At 64.4% G+C, this 17,091-nt stretch carries 15 protein-coding genes; 9 read left to right on the plus strand and 6 right to left on the minus strand.

The window, feature by feature from the left end:
- Positions 1 to 50: 50 nt before the first annotated feature.
- Positions 51 to 1,577: a MocR-like pyridoxine biosynthesis transcription factor PdxR gene (gene pdxR, locus CCOS865_RS00935; RefSeq protein ID WP_119137123.1), complete on the plus strand. Its 1,527-nt coding sequence runs from the start codon at positions 51 to 53 to the stop codon at positions 1,575 to 1,577.
- 134 nt (positions 1,578 to 1,711) lie between these two features.
- Here pdxR and CCOS865_RS00940 read toward each other — a convergent pair whose 3' ends face one another.
- The 4 genes from CCOS865_RS00940 to aspA all read right to left on the minus strand — a co-directional run bounded on the left by CCOS865_RS00940 (position 1,712) and on the right by aspA (position 6,556).
- Complete coding sequence (locus CCOS865_RS00940; protein WP_119137124.1) at positions 1,712 to 2,815, minus strand: polyamine ABC transporter substrate-binding protein; 1,104 nt, start codon at positions 2,813 to 2,815, stop codon at positions 1,712 to 1,714.
- Positions 2,812 to 3,858 (minus strand): histone deacetylase family protein, encoded by a 1,047-nt coding sequence (locus CCOS865_RS00945; protein WP_119137125.1) that lies wholly within the window; start codon positions 3,856 to 3,858, stop codon positions 2,812 to 2,814. Before CCOS865_RS00945 ends, CCOS865_RS00940 begins: the two co-directional genes overlap by 4 nt.
- Positions 3,859 to 3,971: 113 nt before the next feature.
- The gene (locus CCOS865_RS00950) at positions 3,972 to 4,964 is read right to left on the minus strand and encodes an AraC family transcriptional regulator (protein ID WP_119137126.1); all 993 of its coding nucleotides are present in this window, start codon (positions 4,962 to 4,964) and stop codon (positions 3,972 to 3,974) included.
- Between the two features lie 167 nt (positions 4,965 to 5,131).
- The gene (gene aspA / locus CCOS865_RS00955) at positions 5,132 to 6,556 is read right to left on the minus strand and encodes an aspartate ammonia-lyase (protein ID WP_119137127.1); all 1,425 of its coding nucleotides are present in this window, start codon (positions 6,554 to 6,556) and stop codon (positions 5,132 to 5,134) included.
- A 180-nt stretch (positions 6,557 to 6,736) separates the two neighbouring features.
- On the opposite strand from aspA, the gene CCOS865_RS00960 reads away from it, so the two are divergent.
- The 5 genes from CCOS865_RS00960 to CCOS865_RS00980 all read left to right on the plus strand — a co-directional run bounded on the left by CCOS865_RS00960 (position 6,737) and on the right by CCOS865_RS00980 (position 10,346).
- Positions 6,737 to 7,666 carry a LysR substrate-binding domain-containing protein gene (locus CCOS865_RS00960; RefSeq protein ID WP_119137128.1) on the plus strand — a complete coding sequence of 310 codons (930 nt, stop codon included), beginning with the start codon at positions 6,737 to 6,739 and terminating at the stop codon, positions 7,664 to 7,666.
- 172 nt (positions 7,667 to 7,838) lie between these two features.
- On the plus strand, positions 7,839 to 8,330 hold the full coding sequence (gene purE / locus CCOS865_RS00965) for a 5-(carboxyamino)imidazole ribonucleotide mutase (RefSeq protein WP_119137129.1): 492 nt from the start codon (positions 7,839 to 7,841) through the stop codon (positions 8,328 to 8,330).
- A gap of 10 nt (positions 8,331 to 8,340) precedes the next feature.
- Positions 8,341 to 9,423 (plus strand): 5-(carboxyamino)imidazole ribonucleotide synthase, encoded by a 1,083-nt coding sequence (locus CCOS865_RS00970; protein WP_119137130.1) that lies wholly within the window; start codon positions 8,341 to 8,343, stop codon positions 9,421 to 9,423.
- Positions 9,424 to 9,518: 95 nt separating this feature from the next.
- Complete coding sequence (locus CCOS865_RS00975; protein WP_119137131.1) at positions 9,519 to 9,764, plus strand: GlsB/YeaQ/YmgE family stress response membrane protein; 246 nt, start codon at positions 9,519 to 9,521, stop codon at positions 9,762 to 9,764.
- Between the two features lie 48 nt (positions 9,765 to 9,812).
- Positions 9,813 to 10,346 carry a DUF3299 domain-containing protein gene (locus CCOS865_RS00980; RefSeq protein WP_167468994.1) on the plus strand — a complete coding sequence of 178 codons (534 nt, stop codon included), beginning with the start codon at positions 9,813 to 9,815 and terminating at the stop codon, positions 10,344 to 10,346.
- 116 nt (positions 10,347 to 10,462) lie between these two features.
- On the opposite strand, the gene CCOS865_RS00985 is transcribed toward CCOS865_RS00980, so the two are convergent.
- A complete protein-coding gene (locus tag CCOS865_RS00985) occupies positions 10,463 to 11,359 on the minus strand; it encodes a D-hexose-6-phosphate mutarotase (protein ID WP_119137132.1) in 897 nt (298 codons plus the stop codon).
- Between the two features lie 71 nt (positions 11,360 to 11,430).
- Complete coding sequence (locus tag CCOS865_RS00990; RefSeq protein WP_003253317.1) at positions 11,431 to 11,829, minus strand: acyl-CoA thioesterase; 399 nt, start codon at positions 11,827 to 11,829, stop codon at positions 11,431 to 11,433.
- 358 nt (positions 11,830 to 12,187) lie between these two features.
- On the opposite strand from CCOS865_RS00990, the gene CCOS865_RS00995 reads away from it, so the two are divergent.
- The 3 genes from CCOS865_RS00995 to CCOS865_RS01005 all read left to right on the plus strand — a co-directional run bounded on the left by CCOS865_RS00995 (position 12,188) and on the right by CCOS865_RS01005 (position 17,084).
- Positions 12,188 to 13,477 carry an MFS transporter gene (locus CCOS865_RS00995; RefSeq protein ID WP_119137133.1) on the plus strand — a complete coding sequence of 430 codons (1,290 nt, stop codon included), beginning with the start codon at positions 12,188 to 12,190 and terminating at the stop codon, positions 13,475 to 13,477.
- Between the two features lie 180 nt (positions 13,478 to 13,657).
- Positions 13,658 to 14,656: a phosphate ABC transporter substrate-binding protein PstS gene (locus tag CCOS865_RS01000; RefSeq protein ID WP_119137134.1), complete on the plus strand. Its 999-nt coding sequence runs from the start codon at positions 13,658 to 13,660 to the stop codon at positions 14,654 to 14,656.
- A gap of 139 nt (positions 14,657 to 14,795) precedes the next feature.
- Entirely contained in the window at positions 14,796 to 17,084 is a 2,289-nt protein-coding gene (locus tag CCOS865_RS01005) for an ABC transporter permease subunit (protein ID WP_119137135.1), read from the plus strand.
- Positions 17,085 to 17,091 lie beyond the last annotated feature (7 nt).

Genomic DNA, 17,091 nt, shown 5'->3' on the forward strand with positions numbered 1-17,091 from the left:
ATTGGTCCAGGTTAAGAGCCATTAACAGCGGATTTGATAGGTCCAATGCCATGAGCGAGCGCCCCTTCGTGTTGCCTTTCGACCCTGCCGGCATCGTCCTCGACCCGCGTCGCGGGCTCAGTCAGCAGTTGTACTTGGCGCTGCGTGCGCGGGTGCTGGACGGCCGCTTGAGCAGCGGTACGCGCCTGCCAGCCACCCGCGACCTGGCCGCGGTGCTGTCGTTGTCGCGTAACAGTGTGGTACGCGCCTACGACCAGCTGTATGCCGAGGGCTACATCGAAAGTCGGGTCGGCGACGGCACCTACGTGACCCAGCTGAAAAAACTATCCACACAACTGTCCACAGGGTTATACCCTAGGTTATCAACAGGGTTATCCACATTTACCCCAGAAAATACTGAGGATTTATCCAGCAGCATGCGTTCCAGTGAGCCGTTGGAGCGTCTGAAAATTCACCACCTGCCGCTGCCCAGAACGGGCCCGCCACGCGCATTTCGAGTCGGTGTGCCGGCCTTCGACCTGTTCCCGTTCGACGTCTGGGCCAAGCTGCAAGCGGGCTTCTGGCGAAACCCCGACCCTGCGCAACTGGGCTATGGCGACCCGGCAGGTGAGCCGCTGCTGCGCGAGCTGATCGCCGCCTATCTGCGTCGCTCGCGGGGCATGTCGTGCACGGCTGGACAAATTGTGATCACCAGTGGTGCGCAGGAGGCAATCAGCCTTTGTGCACAGCTGCTGTTGCAGCCTGGCGACGCTGTAGCTGTGGAAAACCCGGGGTACCGGGCGGCGGGGCACGCGTTTGCCGTTGCCGGCGCACGCGTGTGCGGCGTGCCGGTGGACGAGGAGGGGCTGGATTGCGCCCGGCTGGCGCAATTGGCCGACTGCCGGCTGGCTTATGTGACCCCGGCGCACCAATACCCCACAGGGGTCACCATGAGCCTGGCGCGGCGCCTGGAGCTGCTGGCCTGGGCCGAGCGCCAGGATGGCTGGATCATCGAAGACGACTACGACGGCGAGTACCGCTACAACGGCGCACCGCTGGCGCCCTTGGCGGCGCTGGATCGGCAAGGGCGGGTGTTGTACGTGGGCACGTTCGGCAAGATCGCCTTTCCGGCGTTGCGCCTGGGCTACCTGGTGTTGCCGCAGCGGCTGGTCGAGCCGTTCAGCCAGGGCAGGGCGCTGGCGGTGCGGCATTCGGAGGTGAGTACGCAGTGTGTGATGGCGCAGTTCATGGCCCAGGGGCATTTTCTCCGGCATATCCGCCGCATGCGGCGGGCGGCGCTGAGCCGGCGCAATGTGCTCAAGGCAGGGTGGCCGACGGAGGTGGCGGGGTTGGGGGCGATGCCGGACGTGGCGGCGGGGCTGCATGTGAAGGTGGCTGTGGATAACTTCGCACGGGAGGGTGAGCTGGTGGCCCTGGCGGAGGCAGTGGGGGTCGAGGTGAATCCGCTGAGCAGGTACTGGCTGGAGGACAGCGAGGTGCCTGTGGATAAACGCGCGGGGCTGGTGCTGGGGTTTGCGGCGGTACCTGAAGCACAGATTGCCGATGCGTTGATGCGCTTGCGCAAGGCCTGGAGATAGCCGGGGCCGCGCAGCGGCCCATCGCGGGCAAGCCCGCTCCTACAGGATGCGGACCTGCACGGTACCTGTAGGAGCGGGCTTGCCGGGACGCCGGACCGCGGCGATGGGCTGCACAGCAGCCCCAGGATCTCTGATCAGGTACCGGACTTGATTCGCGTCCAGGCCCGAGTCCGCGCCCGCTCGGCATCCCGCGCCAATGGCTTGAGCGTATACAGCGTGCTCATCGCCTCCGGAGTCGGATACAGGTTCGGATTATTGCGAATCGCCGGGCTGACCTTCGCGGTCGCGTCCTTGTTCGGGTTCGGATACCCGACAAAGTCGCTGATCGGCGCAATCACCTCAGGCCGCAGCAGATAGTTGATGAACACATGCGCATCCGCCGAGTTCGCCGCGTTCTTCGGGATCGCCAGCATGTCGAACCAGATCGGCGCGCCTTCCTTGGGCAGGCGCATGTCCACCACCACGCCATTGTTGGCCTCGCGCGCGCGGTTGGCCGCCTGCGAGAAGCTGCCGGAATAACCCACGGCCACGCAGATATCGCCGTTGGCGATGTCGGCCATGTACTTCGAGGAGTGGAAGTAGGTGATGTACGGGCGGATCTTCAGCAGCAGCGCTTCGGCCTTCTTGTAGTCATCAGGCTTGTTGCTGTTGGGGTCCAGGCCGAGGTACTTGAGAGCCAGCGGGAGGATCTCCGACGGCGAGTCGAGCACGGCCACACCGCACTGCTTGAGCTTGGCGAGGTTCTCTTCCTTGAAGATCAGGTCCCAGCTGTCGACCGGCGCCGCGTCACCGAGCACGGCCTTGACCTTGGCCGGGTTGAAGCCGATCAGCACCGTGCCATACATGTAGGGCACGGCGAACTGGTTGCCCGGGTCGTTGGCTTCGATCAGCTTCATCAGGGCCGGGTCCAGGTGCTGCCAGTTGGGCAGCTTGCTGCGGTCCAGCGGCTGGAACACCCCGGCTTCGATCTGCTTGGCCAGGAATACGTTGGACGGCACCACCACGTCATACCCGGAGTTGCCGGTGAGCAGCTTGGCCTCGAGCGCTTCGTTGGTGTCGAAGATGTCGTAGATCAGCTTGACCTGGCTGTCCTTCTGGAAGTCAACGAGGGTCTGCGGGGTGATGTAGTCGAACCAGTTGTACACACGCAGGGTGCGCTGCTCGGCCTGGGCCTGGACGGCGCCAGCGACCAGGCTTACGGCGAGCAGTGGGGCGAGCAGGCGCTTGAGTCGGGTCATGGTCGGGCTCCTGGCTGGGCGCGCTGGAAGCCTTCCAGCACATTGACCGCGTTGATGCCGATTTCTTCCACAGCGTAGCCGCCTTCCATGACGAACAGGGTCGGTTTGCCCAGGCGGCCGATGCGCTCGCCCATCGCCAGGTAGTCCGGGCTGTCCAGCTTGAACTGCGAGATCGGGTCGTCCTTGAAGGTATCCACGCCCAGCGAGATCACCAGCACATCCGGCGCGTAGGCGGCGATACGCTGGCAAGCGGCTTCCAGGGCGTGGTTCCAGGCGGCCCAGTCGCTGCCGGCGGGCAATGGATAGTTGATGTTGCAGCCTTCACCCGCACCCTCGCCGGTTTCGTCGGCGTAGCCGAGGAAGAACGGGAACTCGGCCTGCGGGTCGCCATGGATGGAGGCGAAGAACACGTCGTTGCGGCGGTAGAAGATGTCCTGGGTGCCGTTGCCGTGGTGGTAGTCGACGTCGAGGATCGCCACTTTGCCCTGGCCTTGGTCGAGGAAGGCCTGGGCGGCAATGGCGGCGTTGTTCAGGTAGCAGTAGCCGCCCATGACCTCGGCGGCGGCGTGGTGCCCCGGTGGCCGGCACAGCGCGAAGGCCGAGTGGGCGCCTTGCTGGATCGCCGCCTGGGCGGTCAGGGCGACCTGGGCGGCGCTGTAGGCGGCCTGCCAGGTGCCGGCGGTGATCGGTGCGCCGGCGTCGAAGCTGTAGTAGCCGAGCTCGCCGTGCAGGCCGCTGGGCTTAAACTGGCGCAGGGTCCGCGCTGGCCAGGTGAAGGGCAGCAGGTCGCCGTCGTGGCCCAGGGCCGCCCAGCGCGCCCAGGCGCCTTCGAAGAAGTTCAGGTAGTCGCTGCTGTGGATGCGCTCGAGCGGCGCGCGGCCGAAGTCGGTGGGGCCCTGGACGGGGCCGAGCTGGCGCTTGTTGACCTGGTCGAGGACGTGGTCGGCGCGCGAAGGCATTTCGAAGCACGGCATCAGCTTGCCGTCGATCAGCTCGCAGCGGCCGTGGTGCAGGCGGTGATCATCGGAATAGATCGTCAGCATTTGTTGTTCTCCGGGAGTGACTGGCGTGCCTCCATTGTCGGGGGCCGCCTGTTGCGGGAGAACGTTGGCGATGGCCAAAAGGGGATCGATATGGCCAAAGGGTTGGCCGTCGCTTAGCCGCGGAAGTGACTGGGCGCCACGCCGCTCCAGCGCTGGAAGGCATGCCGGAAGCTGGCGGTCTCGCTGAAGCCGAGGGTTTCGGCAATCCGGTAGATCGGCATCTGGTCTTCGGCCAGCAACTGCTTGGCGCGCTCGAAGCGCAGCTCATCGAGCAACTGTTGATAACTGCTGCCCAGCGCCTGCAGGTGCCGGCGCAAGGTGCGCGACGAGCAGTTCATCTGCCGCGCCAGGCCTTCCAGCCCCGGCGCGGCGTCCAGCTGCTGCACCAGCAACTGGCGGATCCGCCCCAGCCAGGCCTGGCGCCCGGTGAACTCCAGGTTCAACTGCCGGCAGCGTTCGCTCATCGCCTGGTGGGTGATCGGGTCGGCCAGCGGCAAGGGCATGTCCAGCCAGCGCCGCTCGAAGGCGAAGGCGTTGTCGCCCGCCTCGAACCCCAGCGGGCACGGGAATGCACCGGCGTATAGCGCGTGATAGCCGGGCTGGGCATGTTCGAAACGCGCCGCCAGCAGTGGCAGCGAACGGCCCAGCAAGTCGTCGCAGATGATTTTCAGCGACACCAGGCAGAACTCGGCATTGAAGGTGGCCAGCGCCGGGCTGTCGCGGTACTCGCTGGCGCTGAACCAGACCCGTTGGCCATCGTCGAGCAGGCGCAGCTGGAAGACTGTTCCCAGCAGTGCCGGATAGCGCAGCGCCAGGCGCAGGGCGTCACCCAAAGTGGCACTGGAGAGCAGGGCGTAACCGAGCATGCCGTAGCACGACACATGCATGCGCCGGCCCAGCTCCAGGCCGATCTCCTCGCGCCGGGCTACCGCGTTGGCGCACACCTGCAGCTCCTGCTGGGTGGTGATGCGCGCATCGGCATGGCCCAGGTCGGCCGGGCCAATGCCGCTGCCGGCCAGCAACGTCGAGGCATCGCAGCCATCCTCCTGGAAGACCTTGAGGATCAGCGAAACGGCGTTGAGGGTGGTCAGGTGGCTGTGCAGCATGCTCGGCTATCCCGTGGGGTGGGAGGCATTATGGAGCAAGTTGTGTGCCGGGCGCCGACACGCAGGATCTGCAGATAAAAAAAGGGCCCGAAGCGTGCGCTCGGGCCCTTGAAAGGTCGAGAGGTGTCTAGTCCCTCAAACCTGGTGAGACGGGTTGCAGCAGTCGGTTACGCCTTCAGCGGCACCAGACGTGGAGCGATCATGTTTTCCGGACGCAGGATGTCGTTGAGCATCTCTTCGTCCAGCAGCTGTTCTTCGCGCACCAGTTCCAGTACGCCGCGGCCGGTTTCCAGGGCAACGCGGGCGATACGGGTGGCGTTTTCGTAGCCGATGTACGGGTTCAGGGCGGTGACCAGGCCGATCGAGTGTTCGACCAGTTCACGGCAGCGCTGTTCGTTGGCGGTGATGCCGACGATGCAGTGCTCGCGCAGCATGTCCATGGCGCGCTGGAGCAGGCGGATCGAGTCGAAGATCTTGTAGGCGATCAGCGGCTCCATCACGTTCAGCTGCAGCTGGCCACCTTCGGCGGCGATGGTCAGGGCCAGGTCGTTGCCCATGATGGCGAAGGCCACCTGGTTGACGGCTTCCGGGATCACCGGGTTGACCTTGCCTGGCATGATCGAGCTGCCCGGCTGACGCGCTGGCAGGTTGATCTCGTTGATGCCGGTACGCGGGCCGCTGGACAGCAGGCGCAGGTCGTTGCAGATCTTCGACAGCTTGACCGCGGTACGCTTGAGCATGCCGGAGAACAGCACGAAGGCGCCCATGTCGGAGGTGGCTTCGATCAGGTCGGCCGCCGGTACCAGCGGCTGGCCGCTGATGGTTGCCAGGCGCTGTACGGCGAGCATCTGGTAGCCCGGGTCGGCGTTGATGCCGGTACCGATCGCGGTACCGCCCAGGTTGATTTCGGTCAGCAGCTCCGGTGCCAGCGAACGCAGACGGTTGAGGTCTTCGGTCATGGTGGTGGCGAAGGCGCGGAATTCCTGGCCCAGGGTCATCGGCACGGCGTCTTGCAGCTGGGTGCGGCCCATCTTCAGGACGTGGCTGAACTCTTCACCTTTGGCGGCGAAGGCCTGGATCAGGCTGTCGAGGCTGGCCAGCAAGGCGTCATGACCCAACAGCAGACCCAGGCGGATCGCGGTCGGGTAGGCGTCGTTGGTCGACTGCGCCATGTTGACGTCGTTGTTCGGGTGCAGGTACTGGTACTCGCCCTTCTGGTGACCCATGGCCTCCAGCGCGATGTTGGCGATGACTTCGTTGGCGTTCATGTTGGTAGAAGTACCAGCACCGCCCTGGATCATGTCGACCACGAACTGCTCGTGGTAGTCACCGCGGATCAGACGGGCGCAGGCCTCGGTGATCGCAGCGTGCTTGGCATCGCTCAGGTGCCCCAGCTCACGGTTGGCGTCAGCAGCTGCCTGCTTGACCATCGCCAGGCCGACTACCAGTTTCGGGTAGTGCGACAGCGGAACGCCGGAGAGGTGGAAGTTGTTGGCAGCGCGCAGAGTCTGGATGCCGTAGTAGGCATCGGCAGGGACTTCAAGGGTACCAAGCAGATCTTTTTCGACGCGGAACGATGCAGCGGAGGACATGATAGATATCATCTCGAGTTTGACCCGGCACCTGCCGGAATGCCGCCAATCCTAGGCCTGGGCAGATTTGTCGGCCAATGCTGTTAGACGCTAACCTATGCACAAACGGCATACTGATTGATGTGACGTCTATTGATAATCGAGCGTGTTCCATTTTGGTGCACGGCGAGAGAGGGCTTCATGAACCTTGAAAGCAAATGGCTGGAAGATTTCAGCGCGCTGGCCTCGACACGTAGTTTTTCCCAAGCGGCGGAGCGCCGTTTCGTCACCCAGCCGGCGTTCAGCCGGCGCATCCGAAGCCTCGAAGCGGCGCTTGGGCTGACCTTGGTGAACCGTTCCCGCACGCCGATCGAGCTGACCGAGGCGGGCCAGCTGTTTCTCGTCACGGCGCGTACGGTTGTCGACCAGTTGAGCGAAGTTCTCCGCCATTTGCACCACCTTGAAGGGGGGCAGGGCGAGGTGATCCAGGTCGCGGCAGCGCACTCGCTGGCTTCGGGCTTCTTCCCGCGGTGGGTGGCGGGGTTGCGCAACGATGGCCTGAACATCGCCACCCGCTTGGTCGCCACCAACGTCGGTGACGCGGTGCACGCCCTGCGTGAAGGCGGCTGTGACCTGATGCTGGCCTTCTATGACCCGGACGCGGCGCTGCAGATGGATGCCGAGATCTTCCCGTCGCTGCACATGGGCACCACCGAGATGCTCCCGGTCTGCGCCGTCGGCCCTGACGGCAAGCCCCTGTTCGACCTCGAAGGCGACGCCAGCGTGCCACTGCTGGCCTACAGCGCCGGCGCCTTTCTCGGCCGTTCGGTGAGCCTGCTGCTGCGCCAGCGCAACCTGCGCTACACCACGGTGTACGAGACGGCGATGGCCGACAGCCTGAAGAGCATGGCGCTCGAGGGCATGGGCGTCGCCTGGGTGCCGCGGCTGTCGATGCAAGGCGAGCTGGCCCGTGGTGAACTGGCGGTGTGCGGCCCCAGTGCCTGGCATGTGCCGCTGGAGATTCGCCTGTACCGCTGCGCGCTGGTGCGCAAGGCCAACGTGAGGCTGCTGTGGCGCAAGCTGGAAGGCGGCACAGTTGACCCAAAAGTCAGCCAAACCCCCGAAAAATAGGCCCGACAGTTGGTCGCCAGGGGTGCCGGGATGCTATCGCGTTACGTTATACTGCGCGGCCTTTCGACCGGATAGATTCCGGTCATGATCAGCAAACAAGCCACGCCGGTCGTCCCGCGTGGCTTGTTGTTTTTTGACGCGCCCAAGGGCGCACAAGCGAAGAGGCTCGACGATGAGTGCACTGGTTGGCGTGATCATGGGCTCCAAGTCCGATTGGTCCACCCTTAGCCACACCGCCGATATGCTGGAAAAACTCGGCATTCCCTACGAGGTGAAGGTGGTTTCCGCCCACCGTACCCCGGATCTGCTGTTCCAGTATGCCGATGAGGCCGAAGGCCGCGGCATCGAGGTGATCATCGCCGGTGCCGGTGGCGCTGCCCACCTGCCAGGCATGTGTGCCGCCAAGACCCACCTGCCGGTGCTCGGCGTGCCGGTGCAGTCGTCGATGCTGTCGGGCGTCGACTCGCTGCTTTCGATCGTGCAGATGCCGGCCGGTGTTCCGGTCGCCACCCTGGCCATCGGCAAGGCCGGCGCGATCAACGCCGCGCTGCTGTCGGCGAGCATCCTCGGTGCCAAGCACCCGCAGTTCCACGCGGCGCTCAAGCAGTTCCGCACGGAACAGACCGAAACCGTCCTGGACAATCCAGACCCGCGTCAGGTTTGAGGCCTAACCCATGAAGATCGGTGTAATCGGTGGCGGCCAGTTGGGCCGCATGCTGGCCCTGGCGGGCACTCCGCTGGGCATGAACTTCGCTTTCCTCGACCCCGCGCCGGACGCGTGCGCCGCGCCCTTGGGCGAGCACCTGCGGGCCGACTACGGCGACCAGGACCACCTGCGCCAGCTGGCCGACGAAGTCGACCTGGTGACCTTCGAGTTCGAAAGCGTCCCGGCCGAAACCGTCGCTTTCCTCTCGCAGTTCGTGCCGGTGTACCCGAGCGCCGAGGCGCTGCGCATCGCCCGTGACCGGCTGTTCGAGAAGAGCATGTTCCGCGACCTGGGCATCCCCACCCCGGCCTTCGCCGACATCCTCTCGCAGGCCGATCTGGATGCCGCGGTGGCCAGCATCGGCCTGCCGGCCGTGCTCAAGACCCGCACCCTGGGGTACGACGGCAAGGGCCAGAAGGTCCTGCGCACGCCTGAAGACGTGGTCGACACCTTTGCCGAGCTGGGCAGCGTGCCGTGCCTGCTCGAAGGCTTCGTGCCGTTCACCGGCGAAGTCTCGCTGGTCGCCGTGCGTGGCCGTGATGGCGAGACGCGCTTCTACCCGTTGGTGCACAACACCCACGAGAGCGGCATCCTGCGCCTGTCGGTGGCCAGCGAAGACCACCCGCTGCAGTCGCTGGCCGAAGACTACGTCGGCCGCGTGCTGGAGAAGCTCGAGTATGTCGGCGTGATGGCCTTCGAGTTCTTCGAGGTGGACGGTGGCCTGAAGGCCAACGAGATCGCTCCGCGCGTGCACAACTCCGGGCACTGGACCATCGAAGGCGCCGAGTGCAGCCAGTTCCAGAACCACCTGCGGGCCATTGCCGGCCTGCCGCTGGGTTCGACCGCCAAGGTCGGTGAGAGCGCCATGCTCAACTTCATCGGCGAAGTGCCGGCGGTGGACAAGGTCGTTGCCATCGACGACTGCCACCTGCACCACTACGGCAAGGCGTTCAAGGTTGGCCGCAAGGTTGGCCACGCCACCCTGCGCTGCTCCGACATGGTTGGCCTCCAGGCCAAGATCGCCGAAGTAGAGGCGTTGATCGCCGGCTGATTGAACCTCTGCGGCCGCTTGGCCCTCTGAGATGGCAACATGCCAAAGCGCTGTCTAGGCTTTGGCGTGTTTCATCTCACTGCAGAGGGAATGCCATGGGCATCATTGGAACCATCTTCATCGGCCTCATCGTCGGCCTGCTGGCGCGTTTCCTGAAACCCGGGGACGACAGCATGGGCTGGATCATGACCATCCTGCTGGGTATCGCCGGCTCCCTGCTGGCCACCTACGGCGGCCAGGCACTGGGCATCTACCAGGCTGGGCAAGCCGCGGGCTTCTTTGGTGCGCTGGTCGGCGCCGTTGTCCTGCTGGTGATCTACGGCCTGATCAAGAAACGCTGATTGCACGGTAGAATGCCCGGCAATTCTCCCGAGTTGCCGAGCGTTCTCATGCGTGCGTTGTTTCTCCTTCCCCTGCTGCTGGCCAGTGCCCTGGCCCATGCCGAGCTGCCCGAAACCGACTGGCTGGCGCTGATGCCCGCGTCGGACCAGAAGGCCTTGGAGCAGATGCCTGAAATCGACCACGACTCGCCCGAAGCCAACGGTACCTTTACCGACAAGGGCGGCCTCAAGCAGAGCAAGGGCTTGCCGGCGGTGATGTACTCGACCAAGACCGTGGCGGCGATGAACGGCAAGCAGATCCGCCTGGGTGGCTATCCGGTGCCGCTGGAAAGCGACGCCAAGGGCAACAGCACGCTGTTTTTCCTGGTGCCGTACCCAGGCGCCTGCATCCACGTGCCGCCGCCGCCGCCGAACCAGCTGGTGCTGGTGCGTTATCCGAAGGGCTTGAAGATCGACGACATCTACACGCCGCTGTGGGTCAGCGGCACGTTGAAGGTGGAGAAGGTCAGCAATGACCTGGCCGATGCGGCGTATGCGCTGGATGCGGGGCAGGTGAGGGTGGTGGAAGACGCCGACCTCTGAGGTTGTCTCTGCCGGCCTCTTCGCGGGGCAAGCCCGCTCCCACAGGGTCATGCAGCGCTGCCGACCCTTGTAGGAGCGGGTTTACCCGCGAAGAGGCCGGCAGAGGCGCTGAAGGCCTAGAGCGTCTCGCTGCCGATCACCACGCTCAGCTCATGGCTCGCCCCCGGCTTGAGCTCGACCACGTCATCCCACACATTCGCCGTCTCGATGCACAGCATGCGCTGCCAGCCATCATCGGCCATGTCCGGCAATTCCTTGGCCCGCTCGGTCCAGGGGTTCCAGATCACTGCCGAACGCGAGCCGCTGCTGCGCAAGGTAATTCGCCGCTGCCACTGCGGATCGACGATGCTCAACTGCTCCGGCGTATCCAGGTAAATCCGGTCAGTCTCACCGGCAAACGCCAGCGCGCCTGCCTGTTCGCGTTGCTCCCAGTCGGCCAGGGTCTCGATATAGCCCAGCCCCTCGACACCCTCGACCCGCGCCTGGCGCACGTCGCTGACCGCGAAGTAGCTGTGCAGGGCCTGGCTAATGGTGACGGTATCGCTGCCCAGGTTGTAGCTGGTCAGGGTCACCGTGAGCTGCTCACCCAGTTCGATGAGCAGCTTCAACTCGACCTCGTGCGGCCAGCCCGGCAGGTCACCCTGGGCCTCGGGCAGTTCGAACTCGATGCGCAGCGCGCCGGCGATCTCTTCGACCCCGCGCAGTTGCCAGTCACGGCCACGCGCCAGCCCATGCGCAGGGGCCTGGTCAGCCTTGTACATTTTTTGTACAGATTGGGGGTTGCGCTGCAAGTTGCCAAACCACGGCCAGCAGACCGGTACGCCGGCACGCACCGATTTACCCGGGCGGAAGATCGCCTGGTCGCTCAGCCACAGCAACGGCGGCTCGCCGATGCGCTGGTAGCTGAGGATCTGCGCGCCCTGCTGGGCGATCAGCAGTTCGGCATGGGCGCTGCTGATGCGCCAGCAGTTGAGCTCGCCGTGGAGCTCGGTGTCGACCTTGAAGTTAGCCATACGCTTGTCTCGTTGATTGCACGTCAGGGCTTGGACCTTGTGCCTTGCAACGAGTTTACCGCCAGCCGGCCTCAGCGACGAGGCACGGAGCGGGTACGGCCACTGCCATCGATGGCGACGAAGACGAACACCGCCTCGGTGACCTTGCGCCATTCGCTGGACAACGGATCATCGCTCCACACCTCGACCATCATCTGGATCGAGCTGCGGCCGATCTCCAGGGTCTGGGTATAGAACGACAGCTGCGCACCCACCGCCACCGGCACCAGGAAGGCCATGCGGTCGATCGCCACGGTGGCCACCCGGCCGCCCGCGACGCGGCTGGCCATGGCAGTGCCGGCGAGGTCCATCTGGGCGACCAGCCAGCCGCCAAAGATGTCGCCAAAGCCGTTGGTTTCACGGGGTAACGCCGTAATCTGCAGGGCCAGGTCGCCCTGCGGGATAGGATCTTCTTGTTCGAGCTCAATCATGCCGTGGGGCCTCTGACCCGTGACGCTTCGTTGGTGGGCGCAATCAAGGACGCCGTGAAAACGATTCAGCCAAAATCATACTACGCTGATTTCGCTCTAGAGGGCGGCCAAAGGGAAACTCTGCGAAACCGCCTGACATAAAGACCGGCGTTTTCGCACAACATCCCACAAGGGAAGCAACCTTTTCCCACGAAGGGGCAGTATATAGAGCCTCACAGCCAGCGACGACCGTGCATTGATGAATATCTGTAGGGTTTTTGTATCGCTATGAGCACGGCGTGGCAATTTGTTATCTTCGCTGTTTCCCCATCCAGAAGCCGCGCCCCAAGCGGCCTGCACGACCTACAAGAGATAACCGATGACCTCCGTGCCCAGCAGTATCGAGCAGCCCTCGCGGCCGCTGACCCGCAGTGACTACAAGACGCTCTCGCTGTCCGCCCTGGGCGGTGCGCTGGAGTTCTACGACTTCATCATCTTCGTGTTCTTCGCCACGGTCGTCGGCAAGCTGTTCTTCCCCCCGGACATGCCTGAATGGCTGCGCCTGATGCAGACCTTCGGCATCTTTGCCGCCGGCTACCTGGCGCGGCCGCTGGGCGGCATCGTCATGGCCCACTTCGGTGACCTGCTCGGGCGCAAGAAGATGTTCACCCTGAGCATCTTCATGATGGCCTTGCCGACGCTGATCATGGGCCTGCTGCCCACCTATGCGCAGATCGGCCTGTGGGCGCCGATCCTGCTGCTGCTGATGCGGGTCATCCAGGGCGCGGCCATCGGTGGCGAAGTGCCTGGCGCCTGGGTGTTCGTCTCCGAGCACGTACCGGCGCGCAACACCGGCTACGCCTGCGGCACCCTGACGGCGGGGCTGACCGCCGGGATCCTGCTCGGCTCGCTGGTGGCGACCCTGATCAACACCCTTTATACCTCGGACGAAGTCGCCGACTACGCCTGGCGCATCCCGTTCCTGCTGGGCGGCGTGTTCGGCCTGTTCTCGGTGTACCTGCGCCGCTGGCTGCACGAGACCCCGGTATTCGCCGAGATGCAGCAGCGCAAGGCCCTGGCCGAAGAGCTGCCGCTGGCGGCGGTACTGCGTGATCACCGCGGGGCGATCGTCCTGTCGATGCTGCTGACCTGGCTGCTGTCGGCCGGCATCGTGGTGGTGATCCTGATGACCCCGGCGCTGCTGCAGAGCATCTATCACATCAGCCCGACCGACTCGCTGAAGGCCAACAGCCTGGCGATCGTCCTGCTCAGCCTCGGCTGCATCGGCTCCGGCAGCCTGGCCGACCGGTTTGGCGCCGGGCGCGTGCTGGTGATCGGCAGCCTGGCGCTGCTGGCAACCTCGTGGACCTTCTACCACAGCCTGCCGACCCGTCCCGACCTGCTGTTCCCGCTCTACGCCATCACCGGCCTGTGTGTCGGCGTGATCGGCGCGGTGCCGTACGTGATGGTCAAGGCGTTCCCGGCGCCGGTGCGCTTCAGCGGCCTGTCGTTCTCCTATAATGTGGCCTACGCGATCTTTGGCGGGCTGACGCCGATGGTGGTCACCGCGCTGCTGAAGATCAGCCCGATGGCGCCGGCCTATTATGTGGCGGTGTTGTGCACGGTCGGTCTGCTGGTAGGCCTCTACCTGTTGGCCAAGAAGCGCTGAGCAGGCTCTGAAGGCCCGCAATTGCGGGCCTTCGTCGAACATCTTGAAAAGGCCATCCCGCCTGAGCGGTGATGGCCTTTCATCCAATTGTCACATTGGGGTCATATCGTGTTCATGCGGCCTGCAGATACTTGGGCCCGTTCCATCCAACACCCCCAATATTCCTGCTAGGAGCAAGGCATGAAACTGAAGCGTTTGATGGCGGCCCTCACCTTCGCCGCCGCTGGCGTTGCAACCGCCAATGCGGTAGCCGCTGTCGACCCAGCAATCCCGACCTACACCAAGACCACCGGTGTATCGGGCAACCTCTCCAGCGTCGGTTCGGACACCCTCGCCAACCTGATGACTCTGTGGGCCGAGGCCTACAAGAAGGAATATCCGAACGTAAACATCCAGATCCAGGCGGCCGGCTCCTCCACCGCGCCACCTGCACTGACCGAAGGCACCGCCAACCTCGGCCCGATGAGCCGCAAGATGAAGGACGTCGAGCTGCAGGCCTTCGAGCAGAAGTACGGCTACAAGCCAACCGCCATCCCGGTCGCGGTCGACGCCCTGGCCGTGTTCGTGCACAAGGACAACCCGATCAAAGGCCTGACCATGGAACAGGTCGATGCGGTCTTCTCTTCGACTCGCCTGTGCGGCGCCAAGGCCGACGTGAAAACCTGGGGTGACCTGGGTGTGACCGGCGACCTGGCCAACAAGCCAGTGCAGCTGTTCGGCCGCAACTCGGTGTCCGGCACCTACGGCTACTTCAAGGAAGAAGCCCTGTGCAAAGGCGACTTCAAGCCTAACGTCAACGAACAGCCAGGCTCGGCTTCGGTCGTGCAGTCGATCAGCAGCTCGCTGAACGGTATCGGCTACTCGGGTATCGGTTACAAGACCGCCAGCGTCAAGACCGTACCCCTGGCCAAGAAAGGCAGCACCGAGTTCATCGAAGACAACGAAGAAAACGCCCTGAACGGCAAGTACCCGCTGTCGCGCTTCCTCTACGTCTACGTCAACAAGGCGCCGAACAAGCCGCTGGCCCCGCTGGACGCCGAGTTCATCAAGCTGGTCCTGTCGCAAGCCGGCCAGCAGGTCGTGGTCAAGGATGGTTACATCCCGCTGCCGAAGAAGGTAGTCGACAAGGCCCTGGCTGACCTGGGTCTGGATCACAACGCCAACGTTGCCAAGAAGTAAGTAGGACCCCGGCGAAGGCTGGCCACAGGGCCAGCCTTCGCACACATTCCCAGTCCGAAGCCAGGTCATCTGTGCGGCGGGCTTTTTTGCGTCAATGCACTGTCATGTTTCTGTCATACGGGACCGCTAGGGTGTGCGCATGAATGATCTGGCCAACTCCACCATGACCCAAAATTCTCCCCCGGTGCGGATTGATTTCAATACGCCCGAGTTGCAGCGCAAGCGCAAGATGCGTGCGTTCAAGGACCGCCTGACCCGCTGGTATGTACTGGTGGGCGGGCTTGCCGTTTTGGCGGCGATTACCCTGATCTTCTTCTACCTGGCCTATGTAGTGTTGCCGCTGTTCCAGGGCGCCGAACTGACCAGCAAGAAGGCCCTGGAGCCGACCTGGCTGCAGCAGGATGCCGGCAAGCCGCTGATGATCGCCCTTGAAGAGCAGAATCTGGTGGGCATGCGTGTGTCCGACAAGGGCCAGGCGCTGTTCTTCGACACCAAGACCGGTGCCGAGCTGAAACGCGTCGAGCTGCCCGTGCCGGCCGGCACCCAGGTGACCTCGATCGGTAGCGACCAGCCGGGCAGCCCGCTGATCGTGCTGGGCCTGTCCAACGGCCAGGCGATGGTGTTCAACCACACCTACAAGGTCACCTACCCGGACAACCAGAAGACCATCACCCCTGGCATCGACTTCCCGTATGGCCAGGCGCCGTTCGCCCTCGATCCCCAGGGCCGCGCGCTCGAGCACGTCAGCGTCAACGTCAATGGCGAGACCCTGACGGTCGCCGGCTCGCACGGTTCGCAACTGCTGGTCAGCCAGCTGACCCGCGAAGAAAACATGATGACCGGCGAGGTCACCAGCGAGCAGAAGACCATCGACCTGCCGCAGATGACCGAGCCGGTCAAAGCCATCTTCATCGACCCGCGCCAGCAATGGCTGTACGTGATCAACGGGCGCGCCCAGGCCGACGTGTTCAGCCTGCGCGACAAGAGCCTCAACGGTCGCTACAAGCTGCTCGACGACGGCCAGTCGGAAATCACCGCCAGCGCCCAGCTGGTGGGCGGTATCTCGCTGATCTTCGGTGACTCCAAAGGCGGCCTGAGCCAGTGGTTCATGGCCCGCGACCCGGATGGGGAGCAACGCTTCAAACTGATCCGCAGCTTCCAGATGGGCGCGGCACCGGTGGTGCAGATCGACGCCGAAGAACGCCGCAAGGGCTTCATCGCCCTGGACAGCGCCGGCCAGCTGGGGGTGTTCCACAGCACCGCGCACCGCACCCTGCTGGTCGAGCCGGCCGCCGAAGGCGCGGGCATCCTCGCCCTGTCGCCACGCGCCAACCGCATCATCATCGAGGAAGGCGGCAAGCTGCTGCCACTGAGCCTGAAGAACCCGCACCCGGAAGTGTCCTGGAGCGCGTTGTGGAGCAAGGTCTGGTACGAGAACTACGACGAGCCGAAGTATGTCTGGCAGTCGACCGCCTCGAACACCGACTTCGAGCCCAAGCTGAGCCTCTCGCCGCTGACCTTCGGTACCCTCAAGGCCGCGTTCTACGCGATGATCCTGGCGGCGCCGCTGGCCATCGCTGCCGCGATCTACACCGCCTACTTCATGGCCCCGGGCATGCGCCGCAAGGTCAAGCCGGTGATCGAGCTGATGGAAGCGATGCCGACGGTGATCCTCGGCTTCTTCGCCGGCCTGTTCCTGGCGCCGTACCTGGAAGGCCACCTGCCGGGTGTGTTCAGCCTGTTCCTGCTGATGCCGATCGGCATCCTGGTGGCCGGCTTCGGCTGGAGCCGCCTGCCTGAGTCCCTGCGCCTGCGGGTGCCGGATGGCTGGGAAGCGGCGATCCTGATCCCGGTGATCCTGTTCACCGGCTGGGCTGCCCTGTCCATGAGCCCGTTCCTCGAAACCTGGTTCTTCGGTGGCGACATGCGCCTGTGGATCAGCAACGACCTGGGCATCACCTACGACCAGCGCAACGCTCTGGTCGTCGGTATCGCCATGGGCTTCGCGGTGATCCCGAACATCTACTCGATTGCCGAAGACGCCGTGTTCAGCGTGCCGCGCAGCCTCACCCTGGGCTCGCTGGCCCTGGGTGCGACGCCGTGGCAGACCCTGACCCGCGTGGTCATCCTGACCGCCAGCCCGGGGATCTTCTCGGCGCTGATGATCGGCATGGGCCGTGCGGTGGGCGAGACCATGATCGTGCTGATGGCCACCGGCAACACCCCGGTCATGGAAATGAACCTGTTCGAAGGCATGCGTACCCTGGCCGCCAACGTCGCGGTGGAGATGCCCGAGTCGGAAGTCGGCGGCAGCCACTACCGCGTGCTGTTCCTCGCCGCGCTGGTACTGCTGATGTTCACCTTCGTGATGAACACCCTGGCCGAGCTGATTCGTCAGCGTCTGCGCAAGAAATACTCGTCGCTTTGATAGAAAG

This window comes from Pseudomonas reidholzensis (assembly GCF_900536025.1).
GTDB lineage: Bacteria > Pseudomonadota > Gammaproteobacteria > Pseudomonadales > Pseudomonadaceae > Aquipseudomonas > Aquipseudomonas reidholzensis.

Excerpts from the sequence above, each read along its gene's own strand:
- pdxR (WP_119137123.1), top strand. The coding sequence starts at position 51 with ATGAGCGAGCGCCCCTTCGTGTTGCCTTTCGACCCTGCCGGCATCGTC.
- CCOS865_RS00940 (WP_119137124.1), bottom strand. The coding sequence starts at position 2,815 with ATGACCCGACTCAAGCGCCTGCTCGCCCCACTGCTCGCCGTAAGCCTG.
- CCOS865_RS00945 (WP_119137125.1), bottom strand. The coding sequence starts at position 3,858 with ATGCTGACGATCTATTCCGATGATCACCGCCTGCACCACGGCCGCTGC.
- CCOS865_RS00950 (WP_119137126.1), bottom strand. The coding sequence starts at position 4,964 with ATGCTGCACAGCCACCTGACCACCCTCAACGCCGTTTCGCTGATCCTC.
- aspA (WP_119137127.1), bottom strand. The coding sequence starts at position 6,556 with ATGTCCTCCGCTGCATCGTTCCGCGTCGAAAAAGATCTGCTTGGTACC.
- CCOS865_RS00960 (WP_119137128.1), top strand. The coding sequence starts at position 6,737 with ATGAACCTTGAAAGCAAATGGCTGGAAGATTTCAGCGCGCTGGCCTCG.
- purE (WP_119137129.1), top strand. The coding sequence starts at position 7,839 with ATGAGTGCACTGGTTGGCGTGATCATGGGCTCCAAGTCCGATTGGTCC.
- CCOS865_RS00970 (WP_119137130.1), top strand. The coding sequence starts at position 8,341 with ATGAAGATCGGTGTAATCGGTGGCGGCCAGTTGGGCCGCATGCTGGCC.
- CCOS865_RS00975 (WP_119137131.1), top strand. The coding sequence starts at position 9,519 with ATGGGCATCATTGGAACCATCTTCATCGGCCTCATCGTCGGCCTGCTG.
- CCOS865_RS00980 (WP_167468994.1), top strand. The coding sequence starts at position 9,813 with ATGCGTGCGTTGTTTCTCCTTCCCCTGCTGCTGGCCAGTGCCCTGGCC.
- CCOS865_RS00985 (WP_119137132.1), bottom strand. The coding sequence starts at position 11,359 with ATGGCTAACTTCAAGGTCGACACCGAGCTCCACGGCGAGCTCAACTGC.
- CCOS865_RS00990 (WP_003253317.1), bottom strand. The coding sequence starts at position 11,829 with ATGATTGAGCTCGAACAAGAAGATCCTATCCCGCAGGGCGACCTGGCC.
- CCOS865_RS00995 (WP_119137133.1), top strand. The coding sequence starts at position 12,188 with ATGACCTCCGTGCCCAGCAGTATCGAGCAGCCCTCGCGGCCGCTGACC.
- CCOS865_RS01000 (WP_119137134.1), top strand. The coding sequence starts at position 13,658 with ATGAAACTGAAGCGTTTGATGGCGGCCCTCACCTTCGCCGCCGCTGGC.
- CCOS865_RS01005 (WP_119137135.1), top strand. The coding sequence starts at position 14,796 with ATGAATGATCTGGCCAACTCCACCATGACCCAAAATTCTCCCCCGGTG.